The sequence below is a fragment of the Mesorhizobium qingshengii genome, from assembly GCF_900103325.1.
GTDB lineage: Bacteria > Pseudomonadota > Alphaproteobacteria > Rhizobiales > Rhizobiaceae > Mesorhizobium > Mesorhizobium qingshengii.
The window spans coordinates 61,588-81,992 of sequence record NZ_FMXM01000014.1; the positions used below are offsets into that span (position 1 = coordinate 61,588).

Genomic DNA, 20,405 nt, shown 5'->3' on the forward strand with positions numbered 1-20,405 from the left:
GCTGTCCGGTCCCTGGCAAGCACCTCTCAGGCTTCGAGCCAGAGATATTCCGCCATTGCGTAGCCCATCATGCCACCAAGCGGGTTCGCCTCCAAACCCTTCACCTTGCTGGAGAGGGCGTCCACGTTGGAAATGTAAGCCGGGATGATGGTGCCGGCCTCCTCGGAGACCATGACCTGCATCTGGTTGTAGATTTCCTTGCGCTTGGCTTGATCGAGCGAGCCGCGTGCCTCGACGAGCAGTTTGTCGAACTTCCCGGACTTGTACTGGCTTTCGTTCCAGGGCGCGTTCGAGGCATAGAGCAGCGAGAACAGGATGTCCGGCGTCGGGCGTGGATTGATGTTGCCGAAATGAATCGGCGCCTTGAGCCAGTAATTGTCCCAATAACCATCGGACGGGACGCGCTGGACGTCCAGCTTCATGCCGATATCCGCGCCGGCGGCCTGGATGATCACCGCCATGTCGATCGACGAGGTCGCGGCGTCGGAAGCGATCACCGGAATGGTCTGGCCGAGCAGGCCTGCCTTCTTGAAGTGGAACTTCGCCTTGTCCGGGTCGAAAGCCTTTGGCTTGAGGTCGGCATTATGGAAGATATTCGCCGGCGAGACGGGCTGGTCGTTGCCGATTTCGCCGAGGCCGCGCAATGCCGATTTGACGATCTGCTCGCGGTTGACGAGATATTTCATGCCGGCCACGAAGTCGGCCTTGTTGCCCGGATCCATGTCGAGCCGGATGTTTAGGTCCGTGTAGTTGCCCGAGGTCGTCTTCGACAATTCGAAGCCTTGCTGGCCGCCGATGAGCTTCATCGCGCGCGGATTGATCGAGGCGGCGAAATTGATGTCACCGGAAAGCAGGGCGTTCACGCGGGCGCTGTCGTCGCTGATGGCGATGAATTCGAAAGAGTCGAGGTAGGGCTTGCCCGACTTCCAGTAATTCTTGTTCTTGGTGACGACCGACCGCACACCCGGTTCGAATGTTTGCAGCACGAAGGCGCCGGTGCCATTGCCCTTGGCGAAGTCGGTCGTGCCGTCCGCCACGATCATGAAGTGATGCAGCGCCAGGATGGTCGGGAGGTCGGCATTCGGGTCGGCCAGCGTGATTTCGACGGTCGACTTGTCGACCGCCTTGAAGCCGGACATCTGCGCGGCGATCTTGGCGACCTTGGAGCCGACTGCCGGATCAAGATGACGCTTCAGCGAGAAGACGACGTCGTCGGCGGTGAGGTCCTTGCCGTCGTGGAAGGTGACGCCTTTGCGCAGCTTCACGGTCCAGGTCTTGGCGTCCTTGCTGTCGAAGCTTTCAGCCAGCTCCATCTGCGTGACGCCATCCTTGTCGAGGAAAGTCAGGCGGTTGTAGAGCGAGCAGCAGCGGACATAGTCGGTCGAGAGCGACGCCTTTGCCGGATCGAGTGTGTCGGCGGTCGAGGACGACCAGCCGGCCGCCTTGAAGCTCCCGCCGGAAACCGGCGTGGCGGCGACGGCATTGGTGGCACGGCCAAGCACCATGCTGCCCGCCGCAACCGCGGCGCCGCCGGCCAGCAGCATCTTGAGGAGTTCGCGGCGACTCGCGCCCCGTCGGATGGCATTTTCGACCATGGCATCGTCTGCGCTGGTCCAGTTCGTGATCTTGTCGGTCATGTCATTCCCCTTTCTGGTTGTTTTTCCGGGTTGCTCGTCTTGCTGCGGCTTTCCGGGCTTGGGCTCAGGTTCGTTCCTTCAGGCTTTCCCGCACGGCCGCCGCCAATGCGGCCATTGAGGTGAAATGGTAGTCCGGCGCGGTGAAGCGCTCGGGTTCGATCGTGCCGCCATAGCCCTTCTGGGCATGCCGGCGCTCGATCCAGCAATTGGTCATTCCAAGTGCCCGGGATATGCCGATGTCGTGATACTGGCTTTGCGCGACGTGCAGGATGTCATTCTTGCTGTCGCCCCGGGAGGCTACGAAATCGAAGACCTTCTGAAAAAAGGCCGGGTCTGGTTTTTCCGTGCCGGTATCGTCGGCCGTGAAGGTGGCGAAGAAGGGCGATCCCAGTTGCTTCTCGAAATGGTCGAGCGCCCAGCGCCGGGCATTGGTCATGGCAATCAGCTTGTGGGATTTCGCAAGCTCGGCCAATGCCGCCGCGCTGTCGGGGAAACCTTGCCAGGCGCTGGCGGAGTCCCGCAGGCGGGCGCCGTATTTCTCTTCGGCCGGCAGGCCGAGCCGCGGCGCGATGACCATGTAGACACGTGAGAGATCGTCGGGAAACAGGCCCGAATCGGGCATATAGCGGGCTTGCCGGTACAGGGCCAGCGCGACCTCGCCATCGATGGAAACGCCGGCGTCGACGGCAATCCCGGCCAGGCAGGTCGTGATGCCGCCTTCGAAGTCGATCAGTGTGCCGACGACATCGAAGGTCATGTATTTGAATTCGCTAAAGCCCCTGGCCAAGACTGGCTCTCCTCTGCGCGCGGCCGAATTGCATGGTGGTGAACAGAACAAAATTCCGTGCTGTCCGGGGCGTCGGCCTTTTCAAAAGTCCGGAAATTCGGGCCTTCTGGCCTTGTCTTAAAAGCAGTCTGGCACTTCCCCCGCGCTGGATTCGCCGAAAAGGCGTGAGGGAGCGGCACAAAATTGCGAAATCATCTGTCCCGGCGATATTTCGAGACACGACATATTTCACCGCCGTCATGCCAGGGCCTGGCGGACGTCGGGATCGTCCAGCGTCTGGTCGAGCGTCCGGCGCGTGCGCTCGATGATCGCGTCGATGTCGCCGTCGGTGCAGCAGAGCGGGGGGGCATAGCCGATAACCCCGTTTGCGAAGGCACGGATGATGAGGTTGTTGTCCCAGGCCCTGTCGAAGACCCGCCGCGCCGGCATCGCCGAGGCGGGAAGCGGTGTCTTCTTCTGCTTGTCGACCACCAGTTCGATCGCGGCAAGCATGCCGCGGCCGCGCACGTCGCCGACGAGAGGGTGGTCGCTCAGGATTGCCAGTCCCGCCATCAGGCGGGCGCCGGCCTTGATCCCATTCTCCAACAGGCCGTCTTCGTAGAGCTTCAACACCTCGAGTGCGACGGCGGCGCTGACGGGATGGGCTGAATAGGTGTAGCCGTGGCCGACCGCCGAGGCGCCCGCGCCATCGGCGATGACATCGTAGACATGATCGGCCATGAACACGGCGCCCATTGGAACATAGCCCGAGGTCAGCCCCTTCGCCGTCGTCATGAAGTCGGGAACGATGTCCTCGTCCGTGCAGGCGAACAAAGGCCCCGTGCGTCCGAAGCCGGTGATCACCTCGTCGGCGATGAACAGGATGCCGTACTCCCGGCAGAGCTCGCGCATGGCCTTGATCCAGCCTTTCGGCGGAACAATGACGCCGCCCGAGCCCTGGATCGGCTCGGCATAGAAGGCGGCGACCCGCTCCGGTCCGATCTCCTCGATCCTGGTCTTCAGCGCGGCGCGCGATGCGGCGATGATGGCTTTGCCGTCCTCGCCGACCGGGTTGCGATAGGGATAGGGGGAGGGGATCTTGTGCTGCCATTCAAAGGGAATGCCGAAACCGGCGTGAAAGGCGGGAAGCGCGGTCAGGCCCGCGCCGACCACCGACGACCCGTGATAGCCCTGTTCGATGGAAATGAACTGGTCGCGCTTCGGCTCGCCCCTGGCATTCCAGTAGTAGCGAACGAAACGGATCGTGCTGTCGACCGCGTCCGACCCGCCAAGCGTGAAAAAGACGTGATTGAGATCTCCCGGCGCGCGCTCGGCCAGCTCCGAGGCGAGCCGGATGGCCGGCTCCGAGCCGAGGTCGAAATAGGCGGTGGCGTAGGGAAGCTCGCGCATCTGCCGGGCCGCCGCCTCGACGATGCTGTCGTGGCCGTAACCGGCATTGACGCACCACAGCCCGGCGAAACCGTCGATTAGTTGCCGGCCGGAGGCATCGGTTACCGTCGCGCCTTTCGCCGATTTCAGCACGCGCACGCCAAGCGCCTCGTGGCCGCGATATGACGAGACCGGATGGATGAGATGGGCACGGTCGAGTTCGATCAGGGAATTGGCGAGCATTGTTGTCCTCCGCACTAGCCGAGCGCCTGGTTGGCGAGGGCGTAAATTTTCGGTCTGATCTGTTCCGTGCCGTTCTTGGGCGGACGGTCCATGGCAACGCCTCCGCCGGCATGGGCGAGACCGATTTCCTCGAGCCAGCCGGCAATGCCGGTCCTGCTGTCGGTATCCACGCGCAGGAAGGCGCCGGGACGGGTTGAGGCAAAGAAGGCGATCAGGGCCTTCGCCTCGTCATAGCTTCCCGCAATGACCGGCCCGATCACCTCGCCGCGCCCGAACGGGCGGATCGCGGCATAGGCCTCGATGGCGCCGTTGCGGCGGATGACCGCGAATTGGCCGCGCTCCGCCAGCGCATCGATCAGAGCTTGGCGGTCGGCGCCATAGGCGTCGCGGTCCAGCGCCTTGATGTCCGGCAGATCGTTGGCAACCGCTGCTTCCCCGCCGTCGAGCGCACCAAGCTCTGCAACCTTGCCCTGATGCTGCAGGATCGTGCCGGAGGGCACAAAGCCCAGTTTCTCATAGAGAGGCATGCCGTCCGCTGTCGCAACGAGCCGCAATGGAAGGTCGCCGGCAAGGGCGAGGGCCTGTTCCATGAGGCGGCGCCCGAGCCCTTTGCCCCGCACGTTCCTGTCGACGATCACCATGTTGATCATGGCGCAATCCGCGCCGTAGGGCGTTACCAGGATGGTTCCGGCGACACGGCCCTGGTCGTCGAGCGCGACCGCGCCGCTGGAGAGCTGCAGCGCCATCTGCCAATCCTGCGGGCGATGCGGCCAATTCTCCTGGCGAGAAAGCGCCACTGCGCCCTCGATATGGTCCGGCCCGAAGTCCTGGATTGCGATTTCGCCCTGCTGCATGAGGCACCTTTCCGTCTGAGGCCAAGTCTCTGCCATCGGCACGCCGCAGATCGTCTGAAGGTTTCGGCTTCGGCAGTATCATTCGCCGTTGCATGGGGCGTGCGCCGCATCTTGTGCTGGCACCCTCCACGGCGGACGCGCGCTTCACGTCGCGCGCGGCGCCGCGTTCGGCACACCAGATGCTACAGCGTGCCAAACCGGATGGTGGATACGGAACTTTCTGCTTTCAGGAGCCCCATTTCGGTCAGGTGGCTCGCTTCCGGCCGGCCTATGATGAAATACATCCAACGCGGATGTGCTTCCACCGGAGATCGACGGACATGGCTTCCTTCAGGCCCAAATACATCACCTTCGACTGCTACGGCACGTTGACTTTTTTCCAGATGGCGGAAGCGGCGCGCGATCTCTATGGCCGCCGGCTCGACGAGCCACGCATGCAGGAGTTCATCAAGAACTTCGCCGCCTATCGGCTGGACGAGATCCTGGGCGACTGGAAGCCATATGCCGACGTGATCCACAATGCGCTTGAGCGCGCCTGCAAGCGTAACGGCGTCGTCTTCAGCGCCGACGACGCCAACATGATCTATGAGCGCGTACCGACCTGGGGCCCTCATGCCGACGTTCCGGCGGGTCTCGCCAAGGTCGCCAAGGAAATCCCGCTGGTGATCCTCTCCAACGCCATGAACGCGCAGATCATGTCCAATGTCGAGAAGCTCGGCGCACCGTTCCATGCCGTCTACACGGCCGAGCAGGCGCAGGCTTACAAGCCTCGCTTCAAGGCCTTCGAATACATGTTCGACATGCTGGGCTGCGGCCCAGAGGACATTCTTCACTGTTCGTCGTCGTTCCGCTACGACCTGATGTCGGCCCACGACCTCGGCATCAAGAACAAGGTCTGGGTCAACCGCGGCCATGAACCGGCCAACCCGTATTACGGCTATGTCGAGATAAAAGACATTTCGGGCCTTCCGGGCGTGGTCGGTCTTTGAAACAGGCGGATTGCCGATGAAGTTCGTCTCCTACTGGCACGACACAGCTCCCGTCTTTTCCAGCGGGGCGCAAGGCCCGGTCGAGGGGCACTACGATGCCGCCATCATCGGCGGCGGCTTCACCGGTCTCGCCGCGGCGCGCCAACTGGCGAAGGCTGGCGCCAAGGTGGCCGTGCTGGAGGCGGAGCGGGTGGGCTGGGGCGCATCCGGCCGCAATGGCGGGCACCTGAACAACGGCCTCGCCCATAGCTATCTTTCGGCCAAGGCGGAGCTCGGCAAGGACCGCGCAATCGCGCTCTACCGTGCGCTGGACGACTCCGTCGACACCATCGAGGCGCTGGTCGCGGAGGAAGGCATCGATTGCAATTTCCGCCGCGCCGGCAAGCTGAAGCTCGCCTCCAAGCCACAGCATTTTGAATCAATCGCCCGCAATTTCGAAGCCCTTCACGCCGAGGTGGATCCGGATACGGCGCTGCTGTCGGCGGCGGATCTCAAGTCCGAGATAGGCTCGCCCTTCCACGGCGCGATGCTGTCGAAGAAGAGCGCCATGATGCACATGGGCCGCTATGTGGCGGGTCTCGCCACTTCAGCCGCCCGCCACGGCGCCGTGATCCACGAGAACGCGGCGGTTACCAGCCACAAGCGGGCCGGCGGCAAGCATGAGCTGACCACCTCGCGCGGCCAGATCAGCGCCGACAATGTGCTGGTGGCGACTGGCGCCTACACCACGCCGAATCTCGGCTATTTCCGCCGCAGGATCATCTCCGTCGGCAGCTTCATCATCGCCACGCGGCCGTTGAGCGACGCAGAAATCGCCGCGACCATGCCCGGCAACCGGACATGCGTGACCTCGATGAACATCGGCAATTACTTCCGGCTTTCGCCCGACGGGCGCCTGATCTTCGGCGGCCGCGCACGCTTCTCTGCGACGTCGGATCAGCGCTCCGATGCCCGGAGCGGACAGATCTTGCAGGCAGGCCTTGCGGCGATCTTCCCGCAGCTCGCCAAGGTCGAGGTCGATTACTGCTGGGGAGGGCTGGTCGACATGACCAAGGACCGCTTCCCGCGAGCCGGCTTTCATGATGGGGTCTGGTACGCGATGGGCTATTCCGGCCACGGTGCGCAACTTTCCACCCATCTCGGCATGATCATGGCCGATGCCATGCTCGGCCGCGAGGACCGCAATCCAATGAAGGGGCTCGAGTGGCCTGCCATTCCCGGCTATTCCGGCAAGCCGTGGTTCCTGCCAATGGTCGGCCTCTACTACAAGGCGCTCGATCGGATTCAGTGACGTCCGGCGGCTGGGTTTCAGCCCAGCCCGCCGATGTGGAAACTCTTCATCTCGAGATATTCCTCGATGCCGGCCTGCGCGCCCTCTCGGCCGAGGCCGGACAGCTTGACGCCGCCGAAAGGGGCGACCTCGATCGAGACCGAGCCCGTGTTGAGACCCACCATGCCAAACTCCAGCGCCTCGCCGACGCGCCAGGCGCGTTTCAGGTTTTCGGTGTAGAAGTAGGAAGCAAGCCCGTAGGGTGTGCCGTTGGCAAGGGCGATCGCTTCCTCTTCCGTCTCGAAGCGGAAAAGCGGTGCGACCGGGCCGAACGTTTCCTCGCCGGCAAGTTGCATGTCCTTTGTGGCGCCGGTCAGCACCAGCGGCGCGACATACTGAGGACCCTCCGGCAGCGTCGACTTCTCGGTGATGATCGCGGCACCTTTGGCGAGCGCATCCTCGACGTGGCGGTTTATTTTCTCGACCGCCGCCATGTTGATCATCGGCCCGATGGCGACGCCGGGCTGTGTGCCGGGCCCGACCTTCATGGTGTTGACGCGGGCGGTGAGCTTCGCGGCAAAGGTTTCGTAGACACCGGCCTGGACGAGGATGCGATTGGCGCAGACGCAGGTCTGGCCGCCATTGCGGAATTTCGAGACGAGCGCGCCTTCGACGGCAAGATCGAGATCGGCGTCGTCGAAGACGATGAAGGGGGCGTTGCCGCCGAGTTCGAGGCTCAGCCGCTTCACGCTGTCGGCCGCCCCGCGCATCAGCAGCGAACCGACCCGCGTTGAGCCGGTGAAGGAGATCTTGCGAACGGTCTCGTTCGCCATGATCTCGTTGCCGATCCCGGCGGGCATGCCGGTGACGATGTTGATGACGCCGGCGGGAATGCCCGCCCGTTCGGCGAGCACACCAAGCGCCAGCGCCGAATAGGGCGTGAATTCGGATGGCTTGATGACGACGGTGCAGCCCGCCGCCAGCGCCGGCGCGACCTTGCGGGTGATCATCGCATTGGGAAAGTTCCACGGCGTGATGATGCCGCAGACGCCGACCGGCTCCTTCAGGACGATGATGCGGCGGTCGGGCGTCGGCGAGGGGATGGTGTGGCCGTTGATCCGGCGGGCTTCCTCCGCGAACCATTTGACGAAGGACGCGCCGTAGCGGATCTCGCCTTTGGCCTCGTCCAGCGGCTTGCCCTGTTCGGTGGTCAGGATCAGCGCCAGATCGTCCAGATGCGTCAGCATCAGGCCATACCATGCTTCCAGGAGCGAAGCGCGTTCGGCATTGGTTCTCTTCCGCCAATCCCGATAGGCGGAAGCCGCGGCCTCTATGGCCGCGCGGGTCTCCGGGCCGGCCATATCAGGCACTGTGCCGATCGCTGCCTGGGTGGCCGGATCGACGACATCGACCGTCCTGCCGGAACCGGAAGCGACCCATCTGCCGCCAATCAAGCCGGCTTCGCGGAAGAGACTGTTGTCTTTCAGATTTTTCATCGAAAACGACCTTGCAATCAGGTGAGGGCCGCGACGATGGCGGCCGTGATGGCTTCGGTACTGTCCTTGCCGGGAATGGTGCCTATGCCTTTGGCGGTTGTGGCCTCGACCGCCTTCATGACCCGCTCGGCCGCAACCTTTTCACGGAGATGATCGAGCATCATGGCGCCGGACCAGATGGCGGCAATCGGATTGGCGATGCCGAGATGGGCGATGTCGGGGGCGGAGCCGTGCACCGGCTCGAACATGGACGGCGCTGAACGGTCGGGGTTGATGTTGGCGGAGGCGGCGTAGCCGAGCCCGCCCTGGATCGCCGCGCCGATGTCGGTCAGGATGTCGCCGAAGAGGTTGGAGGCGACGACCACGTCGAGGCTCTCGGGCGCCATGATCATACGCGCGGCGAGCGCGTCGACATGATAGCTGGTCACTGTGACATCAGGATAGTCCGCCGCCAGCTTTCGCGTCATCTCGTCCCAGAAGACCATCGAGTATTTCTGCGCATTGGACTTCGTGACGGAGGCCAGCTTGCCCCGACGCGACCGCGCCTGCTCGAAGCCGAAACGCAGGATACGCTCGACGCCGGCGCGGGTGAAGATCGAGGTCTCGACGGCGACCTCGTCCAATGTGCCCTGATGCACGCGCCCGCCGGCGCCCGAATACTCGCCTTCGGTATTCTCGCGGATGCACAGGATGTCGAAGCGCTCGGCCCGCAGCGGACCCGTCACACCCGGCAGCAGGCGGTGCGGCCGGATGTTGGCATATTGCACGAATGCCTTGCGGATCGGCAGCAGGAGACCGTGGAGCGAAACGGAATCCGGCACCGCCGCCGGCCAGCCGACGGCGCCGAGAAGGATAGCGTCGAAGCCGCGCAAGGTCTCGATGCCGTCCTCGGGCATCATACGGCCAGTGTCCTTGAAGAAGCTGCAGGACCAGGGGAACTCGGTTCCCACCAGCGCAAAGCCGAAGTTTCCGGCCGCCTTTTCCAGCACCGTCCAGGCGGCGGCGGTCACATCGCGTCCGATGCCGTCACCGGGGATCAGGGCGATCGAGTAGGACTTCATCGGCATCCCTTCAAAGGCTGATCAGGACGCTCTTGGTCCTGCGGTTGGCGAGATAGGCCTCGCGGCCGAGATCCTTGCCGATGCCGGAGCGCTTGTAGCCGCCGGTCGGCAGGATATGGTCGCGCGAGCGGCCGTAGCGGTTGACCCAGACGGTGCCCGCTTCGAGCTTGCGCGCGAAGCGGATCGTGCGGGACAGGTCGGGGGTGAACAGGCCGGAAGCCAGTCCATAGGTCGGATGGGTGGACAGCGCTAGAGCCTCTTCCTCGGTCTCGAAGGTCTGGACGGTCAGGACCGGGCCGAAGATTTCCTCGACGATTGCCGGATTGGCCTGGTCGACATTGGCAATCAGCGTCGGCTGGTAGAAATAGCCGGGGCTGTCCATGGCGCCGCCGCCGGTCAGGCATTCGCCGCCGGCCTCGACCGCGGCTCGCACGATGCTGTCGATACGCGCCCGCTGCCGTTCCGAGATGACAGGCGAATACTGCGTTGTCTCGTCCCAGGTCGGGCCGGGCCGTACCGCCTTCATTCGCTCCAGGATAGCGGTCGTCAGCCTGTCGGCCACGCTCTTCTCGACGATCAGCCGTGTGCCAGCCACGCAGGCCTGGCCGGCATTGAAGGTGACGCTGCCGGCGATTGCCGTTGCGGCCCTGTCCAGATCGGCATCGGCAAAGACGATCTGAGGACTCTTGCCGCCGAGTTCCAGCGTCATCGGCTTGACGCCGGTGCGGGCGATGTTCTCCATGATGGCCGAGCCGGCGCGGGTCGAGCCCGTGAAGCTGATCTTGGCGATCTCGGGATGGCCTGTCAGCGCCGTGCCGGTCGTCGGACCGTCACCGAGCACTACGTTGACGAGCCCGGCCGGCAGGCCAGCCCTAATGGCGAGTTGTGCGATGTAGACGGTCGAGAACGGTGTCATCTCGGAAGGTTTCAGGACAACCGCGTTGCCTGCCGCAAGTGCCGGGCCGAACTTCCATCCGGCCATCGAGACAGGGAAGTTCCAGGGCGTGATCGCGCCGACCACGCCATAGGGCTCGCTGATGATCATCCCGAGACTGACGTCGTCGGTCGGCACAAGCTCGCTGCCTTCCTTGTCGGCGAACTCGGCAAAGAAGCGTATCTGCTCGGCGGTGATAGCGATGTCGCCGGCGACGAGCTGGCCTACGGGCCGCGTCGAGCACAGCGCCTCGATCTTGGCCAGCGTTTCGGCTTCCGCCTCGATCAGGCCGGCCCAGGCCTGGAGCGCCCTGGTGCGCTCGCGTGGCCGGACGCCGCCCCAGTTGCTGGTCTTCAGCGCCACCTGGGCACTTTCCACCGCACGGCCGACGATGTCTATTCCGGCCACTGGGCAGGCCGTATATGACTTGCCGTCCGACGGGCGGCGCATCTCAATCTCGCCCTCGGCCGAGATTAGTTCCCCGCCGATGAAGTGGCCGACAGGGAAGGGGATTGTATCGGGATCGAAGCTCAGGCTCATCGACAACCACTCTGCGGCGTGGGCTGGAGCCTAGCGCGCGCCCGCACGCAGCATGCGCTGTTCGGCGATCCGCCACCGACGAATGTTGCGTACCAGGCGTGAGAGACGGCAAAATCTTCCGCGCAGGCCGGCACCTCGCGCGGACGCTTTCAGCCGACCGTCACGTAGATCTTGCGCACCGTCTCGATGGTCTTCCAAATCCCGGTGAAGCCGGGTTTCATCACGAAGCTGTCGCCGGCGCGGTAGGTCACGGTCTCGCCAGCGTCGGGCGTGATCTCGATCACGCCCGAGAGAATGTGGCAGAACTCGAACGTATCGCCCTTGATCGAGCGCGTCTCCCCCGGCGTCGCCTCCCAGACGCCGGTATGGACAAGCTCGCCCTTGGCGGCGTCCTGCGCCCAGGTCTTGAAGGCGGGGTCGCCGGCAATCAGCCGTTCGGGCAGTGCCTTGGATTCGCGCGGCGGGAAGGCTGGATTGGTATCGACGCTTTTGAGCAGGGACAAAGGATGGCCTTTCGGGTTGGATTTCAATAACCGCGCGACCGATCGACGAGCCCGATGGGATCGAGACCCGCGCGGTGGCGCCTGATGTTGTCGATGACGGCGCGTGCAGCGCTCGCCGGCTGGGTGACGCTGGCGACATGCGGCGTCAGAATGATCTTCGGATGCGACCAGAACGGATGGTCCGGGGGCAGTGGTTCAGGATCGGTCACGTCGATCATCGCCGCTGAAAGGTGACCGCTGTCGAGCGCGGCGACAAGCGCTTCATGATCGAGCTGCGGCCCCCGGCCCGTGTGGACGATGGCTGTCCCCTCAGGCAGTTTCGCGAACAGGTTGGCATTCAGGAAGCCGCGCGTCTCCTCGGTCAGCGGCAGCAGGCAAATCAATATGTCGCTGGCCGCGATCATCTCCTCCAGCCCGAGCTTGCCATGATGGCAGGTCACGCCTTCCATCCGCCGCGGCGAGCGGCTCCAGCCAGCAAGCGGGAAACCGAACGGCTTCAGCCGGTCGAGAACGGCCTCGCCAAGTTGCCCAAGGCCGAGCACGCCGATCCGGCGCGACCCAGCCTGGAGCTGCGCGATATCCGCCCATTCGCCGGCGCGCTGCTGCGCCAGATAGGCCGGCAGGTTGCGGTGCAGGGCGAGCACGGCCAGCGTCACGTACTCCTGCATCATGCGCACGATGCCTTCCTCGATCATGCGCACGATCTTCACCTTAGCCGGCACCGCATCGAAGCGAAATTGGTCAACGCCTGCGCCGATGGAAAACAGGATCTCCAGGTTCCTGTAGCGGGCGAGGTTATCCGGCACGGTCCAGGTGATGAGATAGCGCACCGCGTTGGGATCGACCGTCGCGGCGTCCATGGCGAAGGGGAGGTCCGGCAGTTCTTTGGCAAAGGCATCGGCGAAGACCGCGCCGCGGCGCGCATCGGAATTGAACAGGAATGTCATCCCGGTTCTCCTTCAAGCCGCGCAACGGGCGCCCAGCGCTTCGATCATCCGCTGGCAAGCAGTGAGTTCGCTGGCAAGAATATATTCGTCCGGCTTGTGAGCACGACCGATGTCGCCTGGGCCGCAGATGATCGAATCGAAGCCGGCGGCCTGGTAGAGCCCGGCTTCGGTGCCGTAGCTGACGGCGGCTAGCGGCGCTTCGCCGGTCAGTGCGCTCAGCAGTGCCGCCAGCGCCGCGTCTGGCGGCAGCGACATCGCAGGATAGGCGCTTATCGGTGTCCACTCGACCAGAAAGCCATCGGCCGCAAGCGCCTCTGCCCGCGCCTTGACAGGTGCGAGCAGGCTCACCGGGTCGACGCCAGGTATGGCTCGTGCCTCCAGGTCCAGCGTGCAGGTGTCGGGAATGATGTTGACTGATTGTCCGCCCGCGACCACGCCCGCCTGCAGCGAGGAGTAGGGCGGCTCGAAGGCGGAGTTGAACGGACCGTGCGTCAGCCGCTCGGCTTCGGCCACGGCCGCGCTCAGCGCTTCGGACATCGCATGGATGGCGTTGAGGCCGAGATCGGGCCGCGAGGAATGGCCGGAGCGCCCTTTGATGGTCACGCGGGCGGCCGCCTTGCCCTTGTGGCCGCGCACGGCGCGCATACCGGTCGGCTCGCCGACGATGACGCCGAGCGGCTTCGCGCAAAGTTCGGGAAGGCGGGCGATCAAGTGCGGCACGCCGCGGCATCCCACCTCCTCATCATAGGAGAAGGCGAGATGGATCGGTCTGGCGAGGGGCAGTCCCGCCAACGTGGGCACGGCCGCGAGCACCGCGGCAAGAAACCCCTTCATGTCCGTGGTGCCACGTCCGTAGAGCCGTTCGTCCTCCCGGCGCAGCGCGAATGGGGCCGAACTCCATTGCAGTTCGCCTGCGGGGACGACGTCCATGTGACCGGACAGGATGTAGCCCGGAATGTCGGCGGGGCCGATCGTCGCGAAAAGATTGGAACGGTCGCCTTCTGGCCCTGGAAGCACGGTGACCTGAGTTCCGTGTTCCGCGAGATAGGCTGCGATCCAGCCGGCGATATCAGCGTTCGGCCTGCCGGCGACCGATGGAAAGGCGACGAGACGGTCGAGGATGTCGAAGACGTCCATTCCAGCCCTCAAAACATTTCGGGTTCGCCGGGATCGGTGCCGTCGACCATATGCTGCTAGATTTCCAGAGAGAGTGTGCGCGTTCTTTCGCGATTGCGTGCCGAAAGCGGAAGTGTTTCAGTTGAATCTTGCGTTGGTGCGCGGCTTTCGAGCAAATCGTACCGGGCTGCTTGTTTAGCGTTGGTGGGACAGTGGGCGGTCGCCGGTAGGTCGCCCTCCCTCGTGGTAATCTTTCAGGGGCATGGACTTGAAGCCTTCCGAAAGCTTGAAAATCGATACCTTCTCGATGCGCATCGGTGACATAGAAGGCGTCGATCTGGATCGGTTGCACGCACTCTCGCTCTCCGTGGGATGGCCGCATCGCGCCGAGGATTGGCAGTTCCTGCGCCAATCGGGACAGGGGTTCGTGGCGCTCGATGAGATCGGCCGGGTTCTCGGTTCGGCCATGTGGTTCGCTCATGGCGCCAGCTTCGCGACCGTGGGCATGGTCATCACCTCGCCGCGACTCCAGACGCTGGGCGCGGGGCAATGGCTGATGAAGCGGGTCTTCGACAGGGTTGCCGGCCGCGACTTGCGCCTCAATGCGACCAGGGCGGCAAGGCGGCTCTATCTCTCGCTCGACTTCCAGCCGGAGAAGACCGTTTATCAATGCCAGGGCATCGCCCGCCTGGAGGCGACGGGTAGCCAGGCGGACATGCGCGATGTCAGGACCTTGGATCCAAGGGATATTCCCGCAGTGATCGCGCTCGACGCTGCAGGATTTGGCGTGAGGCGGGCGGCACTCATCGAAAGGCTTTTCGAACACTCGGTCGGCTACGGTCTTTTCAAGGATGGCAGGCTGAACGCATTCGCGCTCTGCCGGCCGTTCGGGCGGGGCCACGTCGTGGGGCCGGTCGTGGCGGAAAGCGACGCCGACGCTGTAGCGGTCGTCCGTCGGCACGTGGCCGACCATTCGGGGTCTTTCCTGCGGATCGACACCCACATGGACCATGGCGAGTTCGCCACCTTTCTGTCGCACAGCGGAATGCCTATTTTCGACACGGTGCTCACCATGTCGATGGGCAAACGCCTCTCCGATTTTGCCGTCGGCGGTGCAACTGGACCGATGACCTATGCCCTCGCCAGTCAAACTCTCGGCTAGTTCAGTCCAGGACGAGGCAGGCCGCAACTGTCCACGCCTTCGCAGGCACCCTGGGGCGCTGACTGGGAGAACCGACATTGGGTAGGGCGGTTTTCTGCAGCTATCCCGGATCAAACGCAGCAGGCCAAACTGGAGTGTCGCAGCCTTCCAAATTGCTTGAGGCGGCAATTTGAATAGGACGGCAAGGGTCTACCCTTGCGGCAATCAATCATTTGGAAGAGACAGGCGATGACCGTCAAAATGTCGCGTGGATATCAACCCCTGGTTACGAATGGATAGGCAGGTCGGTGCAGGCAAGCGCGGTCTAGCACGCCACTTCCGAACAGGGCAGCGGTGTTTGGGCAACGTCATGACCACCACAGCCGATCATCATGGAAACGGCGGCCTGCCAAACCCCGCCGCTCTTGCAACATTCTGGGTTGCTCTGCCGCTCACCATTGGTGCAGCGCGAGACTCAGGTCTGAAGGTGTTGCGAAATCCTCCATTCGATCATGGCTAGGCGTGAGGTGGAAGTTGAGACCCGCTAGCCTTTGCCCGCAACCAGTCCGAGACGCGATAGTATCGCAACATGGCGGCGGGAGCGAAGGACATGAAGAAGGGTGCCCGCCGAAGTGGCTCGAGCTTCAGCGACAGGTCTTTTTCCGGGACCCCCTTCGCCCATTCGCCGATTATGCCGCCGAGCATGCTTCCGGTCGGCACGCCGCGACCGGATAACCCCGTCAGCGCGACGACGCCCGGCGCGAGTTGATAGAATCGCGGGATGGTACGCTTCTGCATGTCCAACTCGCCGAACCAGAAATACTCCCATTTCAAGTCGCTGCCGAGCTGCGGATGAAGCCAGCGCAGGCGATCGGACATGAGGCGGTGTGTGAAGGCCATGTCCCGTCCGCGGCGGCCCATCGGGAACATCGAGGCGACGATGCGTCCCTCTGCATTGTACTTGTAGACGAAGATGTCGCCGCGGCCGTCATGCATCGTGGTGTTGCGTGGCAGGATGGTTTGGCGCTCGCTGGCGGTCAGCGGCTGAGTGGCGGCAACGAACACCTTCTGGATCTTGTAGGTCCGGTCGAGGCCGGGCCATCCGTCGACGGTGTAGGCGCCGGTCGCAAAGATGACCTTGTCGGCGACAACGGTTCCTTCGCCGGCGTGCACTGCCCAGGCACCATCCTGCCGCACGACGTCGCGGACCGGAGACCCCGTGTGGATTGTGCCACCTTCCTGCATAACGGCGCGGGCCAGGCCTCTTGCGTATCCCAGTGGATTGAGGTGACCGGCCTCGGAATGAAACCAGCCGCCATGGTATCGCGGGCTGCCGGTCATTTCCTCGGTCGCCTGTTTGTCGAGCACCCGCGTCTTGGCGCCGACCGCATTGTACTGCTGCGCCTTTGCCTCCAGCTTGGCGACCGCGCCTGGCGTCAGCGCGCCCATGACGTAGCCGTTCTGTTGCCATTCGCAATCGATGCCGTAGCGCTCTATCATCCCCGCGACTTGTCTGTTTGCCCCTGTCTGCCGGGCGATCAGCCTTTCGGCCCACGGTTCGCCCAGCATGGCACGCAGTTCGGGCAGGCTATAGTGGGTGAAGGTTGGCGTGCAGTGGCCTGCATTGCGGCCCGAGCCGCCGAAGCCGATCTCCTGGGCTTCGAGCAGAACCACATCTATGCCGTCACGGGCGAGATCGAGCGCGGTGGTCAACCCGGTGTAGCCGCCGCCGACGATGCAGACGTCCGCCCGCCTGCGTCCTTGCAGCGGGCTGGTCTCTGGCGGCGGCGGCGCGGTCGCATACCAGAGCGAGACTTCAAACGGTGAAAACCTTGCCATTCCGGGCGGCCTCACAGCATGTCGCTTCGTGCGTCGAGCGCATCGCGCAACCCGTCGCCGATAAAGTTGAAACTGGTGACCGCCAGGGTGATGGCGGCACCAGGAACGATTGCCAGCCACGGCGCGCTGTCGAGATATTGCTGGGCACCGTTCAGCATGTTGCCCCAGCTCGGCAGCGGAGGCTGGATGCCGTAGCCGAGGAAGCTGACATAGGCTTCCAGAAGGATGGCGCGGGCAACGGTAAGCGTGGCCGCGACGATGATCGGGCCGATCGCATTGGGCAACAGCTCGCGAAACATGATGTGGCTGTTGCTGAGCCCGAGCATGCGGGCGGCGACGATGAAGTCGCGTTCGCGCAGCGAACGCACTTCCGCCTCGACGATGCGAGCGATTTCCATCCAGCTCGTTGCCGCGATGATCAGCGTGATCATGATCGGGCTGGGTTTGATGAAGGCCGCCATCGCCAGCAGCAGGAAGATGTTGGGGAAGGACAGCGTCGCGTCGACGAAACGCATCAGCACCGTGCCGATGCGGCCGCCGAAGAAGCCGGCGGCGATCCCGAGTACGGTGCCGAAGACCGTGCTGATAACCATCGCGGCGAAGCCGACCAGGAGCGAAATGCGGCCGGCCATGAAGAGGCGCGCCGCGATGTCACGGCCAAGCGGATCGGTGCCGAAGAAATGATAACCCGTGAACGGTGGCGAGAACCGGCCACGCAGGTCGATGTAGAGATCGTCAAAGGGCAGCAGCAAGGGCCCGAAGACGCAGGTCAGCACCAGCACGATGATCATCACCAGGCCGAACATCGCCAGTCGATGACGGGCAAATCGGCGTACGGCGCGGCTATGCCACCAGCGTTGCCTGGCGTGGGTGGAGATAAGGAAATCCGACTGGGTCATTGCTTCGTTCCTCAGCTCAATCGAATGCGCGGATCGACGAATGCCACAGTGAGGTCGGCGGCCAGATTGCCGGCCAGGACGAGGACCGCTGACATCATCAGCAGACCCATAACAACGGGGTAGTCGCTGTAGCCGAGACTATCGAGGAACAGCCGTCCCATGCCGGGCCAGGTAAAGACCGTTTCCGTCACCAGCGCGCCACCCAGTATTGTCGGCAGTTGCAGCCCCAGCAGGGTGATCATCGGCAGCAGGGCGTTTCCGAGGATGTGGCGGATCAACACGCGTCGGGAACTCAGCCCCTTGGCCCGGGCCGTTCGCACGAAATCCTGACTGATGACGTCGAGCGTCGCGGTGCGCATGTAGCGGCTCCACACGGCGACATTGACCAGCGCAAGAACGATGCTCGGCATGATGAGATGGATCGCGTAGTCGCCGAACGAGCCATTGCCGATGGTGTACATGTTGCCGGCCGGCAGCCACCTGAGCCGCAGCGAGAAGATGTAGATCGCGATCAACCCGAACCAGAAGGTTGGGATCGACAGCGCAATCATCGCGCCGACCGTCGCCGCGTAGTCGAAGATCGAGTATCGCCTGAGCGCGCCCAGGACACCGATCCAGGTGCCGACAAGGATGGCGATCGCGGTCGATACACCCATCAGCAGCAATGTCGCGACAAGGTGCTCCCAGATTATGTCGAGCACGGGCCTGCCGTCCCGGTAGGAGCGCCCCCAGTCGCCGCGAAGCAGATGTGCCAGCCAGTCGAGGTACTGGACGGGAAGAGGTCGATCGAGCCCCATTTGCGAGGCGATGCGGTCGAGATCGGCCTGCGTCATCCCGGGCGTCAAGCTGAACTGCGAGAGCGGTCCGCCCGGTGCCAGGTTCAGGACGGCAAAGCCAATCACCGAAACCAGCAGGAGCAGGACAAGACTTTGCCAGAAGCGTCCCAGCAGATAGCGAAGCATGCCGGTTGTCTCCGTTTTGGATGTCCGTCGGATACAGTCGCGCCAAAGGCGCCTTGTCGGCCATGCGGGCCGAGCCGGTCATTGCCGGCCCGGCCTCGTTTGCGCGGCTACGCCCAGTACCAGGCGGCCACGTCCCAGGAGTCGATGCGCACATTGATGTTAGGCTCGACGCCTTCGACACCGGACTTGTGTCCGCGGACCGTCGCGTATTGGAACATCGGCAGGAACGGCAGGTCGTTGCGGACGGTCTCCTGGATTTTCAGGTAGGCCTGCTTGCGTTTCTCCGGCACGAATTCGACACCGCCGGCCTCGAGCAGCTTGTCCACCTCGGGGCTGGCATACTGCCAGGTATTCTGGCCGGCGCCACCCTTGGCGGGAACCGACTTCGAGCTGAGGTAGTCCGAAGTGTCGGGATCGGAGCCCGTCAGGAAGTTGATGCCGACGACGACGGAATCGAATTCCGACTTCATCCAGTAGTCGCCCCACATCACGGCCGGCGGCAGGTTGGAGATCACCACCTCGACGCCGATGTCGCGATACGATTGCTGGATGAACTGCTGCGCCTGTTCGCGGATGTGATTGCCCGCAGTGGTCGAGTTCTTGAAGGAGAGGCGGACACCGTCCTTGACGCGGATGCCGTCCGCGCCGGGGAGCCACCCCGCGTCGTCGAGCAGTTTCTTTGCCTTGTCCAGGTCGTATTCCTGCTTCGGCAAATCGGGATTGTAGTAGAAGGACTGCTGCGGCATGTAGGTTTCAGTCGGGGCCGGCAGCCCATAGTAGAGGGCGTCGATGATCGTCTTCTTGTCCAGCGCATGGTACAGCGCCTGGCGGACGGCGAGTTCCTTGAACTGGGGGCGCTCCATGTTGAAGCTGAGCGATTCGACCGTGGCGGCGGGTATGACGGCGACCGACGTTCCGCTCAATGCCTTGGCTTCCTCATAGTGGTCGGCAGTGATCCACTGCAGTCCGATGACGTCGATGTCACCGGTCTTGAACTGGGTGTAGAGTACCGTCAGATCCGGAATGTATTTATAGATCAGGCTCTTCAGGTAGGGACCGTCGCCGAAGTAGTCGGTATTGGCGGCCAGTTCGATATGATCGCCCGCCATGCGTTCCACCCATTTGAACGGGCCGGTCCCGATCGGGGCGTTGTTGAACGGCGCGGTGTTCTTGTCCTCGGCGGCGCCGAGCACATGCTTGGGAACGATGAAGGTCGCGGCCAGGATCGACGGGTAGGGCGCGTAAGGCTCCTTCATCTTCCACTTGATCTCGGTTGGCGAGACGACAGTCAGGTCTTGGACAAGTTCGTGGCCGGCGCGCCGCCAGCTGCGAAACTTCGGGTCGACCAGCAGTTCGAGCGTGAACTTGACGTCCTCGGCGGTGAACGGCTGTCCGTCATGCCACTTCACGTCGTCGCGCAGCTTGACGTGCCACTCGAGCCCGTCGGCCGAGATGCCGCCGTTTTCGACGGTCGGCACTTCCTTGGCCAGCCCGGGGAAGAAATTGCCCTTGGGATCGACACCAAACAGAGGATCGAAGACGCTGAAATGAATGCCTTCGTCGACCTCGATGTGGGGCAAATGCGGGTTGAAGACGGTGGGTTCCTGGGAAAAGCCAACGATCACCTGTCCCTTGGGTTCGCTCGGCGGGGTTGCCGCGTGGGCCCTGCCTGCTCCCGCCAGGTTGGGCATGGTGAGGCCGGCGGCACCGGCGATTGCCATTCCAAGCGCCTGACGACGCGTCGGTCGAAAGATAGTGCTGCTGCTTTTGTCTGACATTGGAGGCTCCTCTTGATAGTGTTCCACTTTCGCTGCGTCAC

17 protein-coding genes are annotated in these 20,405 nt (G+C 63.6%); 3 read left to right on the top strand and 14 right to left on the bottom strand.

Translation table 11 applies throughout. The features are described 5' to 3' along the window. Positions 1-26: 26 nt before the first annotated feature. From BLS48_RS21585 to BLS48_RS21600, 4 genes are all read right to left on the bottom strand, one after another. Entirely contained in the window at positions 27-1,637 is a 1,611-nt protein-coding gene (locus BLS48_RS21585) for an ABC transporter substrate-binding protein (RefSeq protein ID WP_091581817.1), read from the bottom strand. Positions 1,638-1,701: 64 nt separating this feature from the next. Beyond that, positions 1,702-2,394: an HAD-IA family hydrolase gene (locus BLS48_RS21590; protein WP_425284729.1), complete on the bottom strand. Its 693-nt coding sequence runs from the start codon at positions 2,392-2,394 to the stop codon at positions 1,702-1,704. A gap of 267 nt (positions 2,395-2,661) precedes the next feature. Then, positions 2,662-4,035: an aspartate aminotransferase family protein gene (locus BLS48_RS21595; protein ID WP_091581822.1), complete on the bottom strand. Its 1,374-nt coding sequence runs from the start codon at positions 4,033-4,035 to the stop codon at positions 2,662-2,664. Between the two features lie 14 nt (positions 4,036-4,049). Continuing rightward, a complete protein-coding gene (locus BLS48_RS21600) occupies positions 4,050-4,889 on the bottom strand; it encodes a GNAT family N-acetyltransferase (protein WP_091581825.1) in 840 nt (279 codons plus the stop codon). A 320-nt stretch (positions 4,890-5,209) separates the two neighbouring features. Between BLS48_RS21600 and BLS48_RS21605 the strand changes: the two genes are divergently transcribed. Beyond that, positions 5,210-5,878, top strand: a complete 669-nt coding sequence (locus BLS48_RS21605; protein ID WP_091581828.1) for a haloacid dehalogenase type II — start codon at positions 5,210-5,212, stop codon at positions 5,876-5,878. Between the two features lie 16 nt (positions 5,879-5,894). Continuing rightward, on the top strand, positions 5,895-7,169 hold the full coding sequence (locus BLS48_RS21610) for an NAD(P)/FAD-dependent oxidoreductase (protein WP_091581830.1): 1,275 nt from the start codon (positions 5,895-5,897) through the stop codon (positions 7,167-7,169). Positions 7,170-7,186: 17 nt separating this feature from the next. Here BLS48_RS21610 and BLS48_RS21615 read toward each other — a convergent pair whose 3' ends face one another. From BLS48_RS21615 to argE, 6 genes are all read right to left on the bottom strand, one after another. Next, positions 7,187-8,644: an NAD-dependent succinate-semialdehyde dehydrogenase gene (locus BLS48_RS21615; protein ID WP_091581833.1), complete on the bottom strand. Its 1,458-nt coding sequence runs from the start codon at positions 8,642-8,644 to the stop codon at positions 7,187-7,189. 17 nt (positions 8,645-8,661) lie between these two features. Next, complete coding sequence (locus tag BLS48_RS21620) at positions 8,662-9,705, bottom strand: tartrate dehydrogenase (RefSeq protein WP_091582097.1); 1,044 nt, start codon at positions 9,703-9,705, stop codon at positions 8,662-8,664. A gap of 10 nt (positions 9,706-9,715) precedes the next feature. After that, on the bottom strand, positions 9,716-11,179 hold the full coding sequence (locus tag BLS48_RS21625) for an aldehyde dehydrogenase family protein (RefSeq protein ID WP_091581835.1): 1,464 nt from the start codon (positions 11,177-11,179) through the stop codon (positions 9,716-9,718). A 149-nt stretch (positions 11,180-11,328) separates the two neighbouring features. Continuing rightward, positions 11,329-11,682 (bottom strand): cupin domain-containing protein, encoded by a 354-nt coding sequence (locus tag BLS48_RS21630; protein ID WP_091581838.1) that lies wholly within the window; start codon positions 11,680-11,682, stop codon positions 11,329-11,331. A 23-nt stretch (positions 11,683-11,705) separates the two neighbouring features. Beyond that, the gene (locus tag BLS48_RS21635; RefSeq protein WP_091581840.1) at positions 11,706-12,629 is read right to left on the bottom strand and encodes a 2-hydroxyacid dehydrogenase; all 924 of its coding nucleotides are present in this window, start codon (positions 12,627-12,629) and stop codon (positions 11,706-11,708) included. A 12-nt stretch (positions 12,630-12,641) separates the two neighbouring features. Then, positions 12,642-13,766: an acetylornithine deacetylase gene (argE, locus tag BLS48_RS21640; RefSeq protein WP_091581843.1), complete on the bottom strand. Its 1,125-nt coding sequence runs from the start codon at positions 13,764-13,766 to the stop codon at positions 12,642-12,644. Positions 13,767-14,007: 241 nt separating this feature from the next. Between argE and BLS48_RS21645 the strand changes: the two genes are divergently transcribed. Further along, positions 14,008-14,907 (top strand): GNAT family N-acetyltransferase, encoded by a 900-nt coding sequence (locus BLS48_RS21645; protein ID WP_091581845.1) that lies wholly within the window; start codon positions 14,008-14,010, stop codon positions 14,905-14,907. 495 nt (positions 14,908-15,402) lie between these two features. Here the strand turns inward: BLS48_RS21645 and BLS48_RS21650 are convergent, their stop codons facing one another. From BLS48_RS21650 to BLS48_RS21665, 4 genes are all read right to left on the bottom strand, one after another. After that, the gene (locus BLS48_RS21650) at positions 15,403-16,725 is read right to left on the bottom strand and encodes an NAD(P)/FAD-dependent oxidoreductase (protein ID WP_091581848.1); all 1,323 of its coding nucleotides are present in this window, start codon (positions 16,723-16,725) and stop codon (positions 15,403-15,405) included. Between the two features lie 11 nt (positions 16,726-16,736). Next, the gene (locus BLS48_RS21655; protein WP_091581851.1) at positions 16,737-17,624 is read right to left on the bottom strand and encodes an ABC transporter permease; all 888 of its coding nucleotides are present in this window, start codon (positions 17,622-17,624) and stop codon (positions 16,737-16,739) included. A gap of 11 nt (positions 17,625-17,635) precedes the next feature. Next, entirely contained in the window at positions 17,636-18,586 is a 951-nt protein-coding gene (locus tag BLS48_RS21660) for an ABC transporter permease (RefSeq protein WP_091581854.1), read from the bottom strand. 107 nt (positions 18,587-18,693) lie between these two features. Continuing rightward, on the bottom strand, positions 18,694-20,364 hold the full coding sequence (locus tag BLS48_RS21665; protein WP_091581856.1) for a peptide ABC transporter substrate-binding protein: 1,671 nt from the start codon (positions 20,362-20,364) through the stop codon (positions 18,694-18,696). Positions 20,365-20,405: the final 41 nt, after the last annotated feature.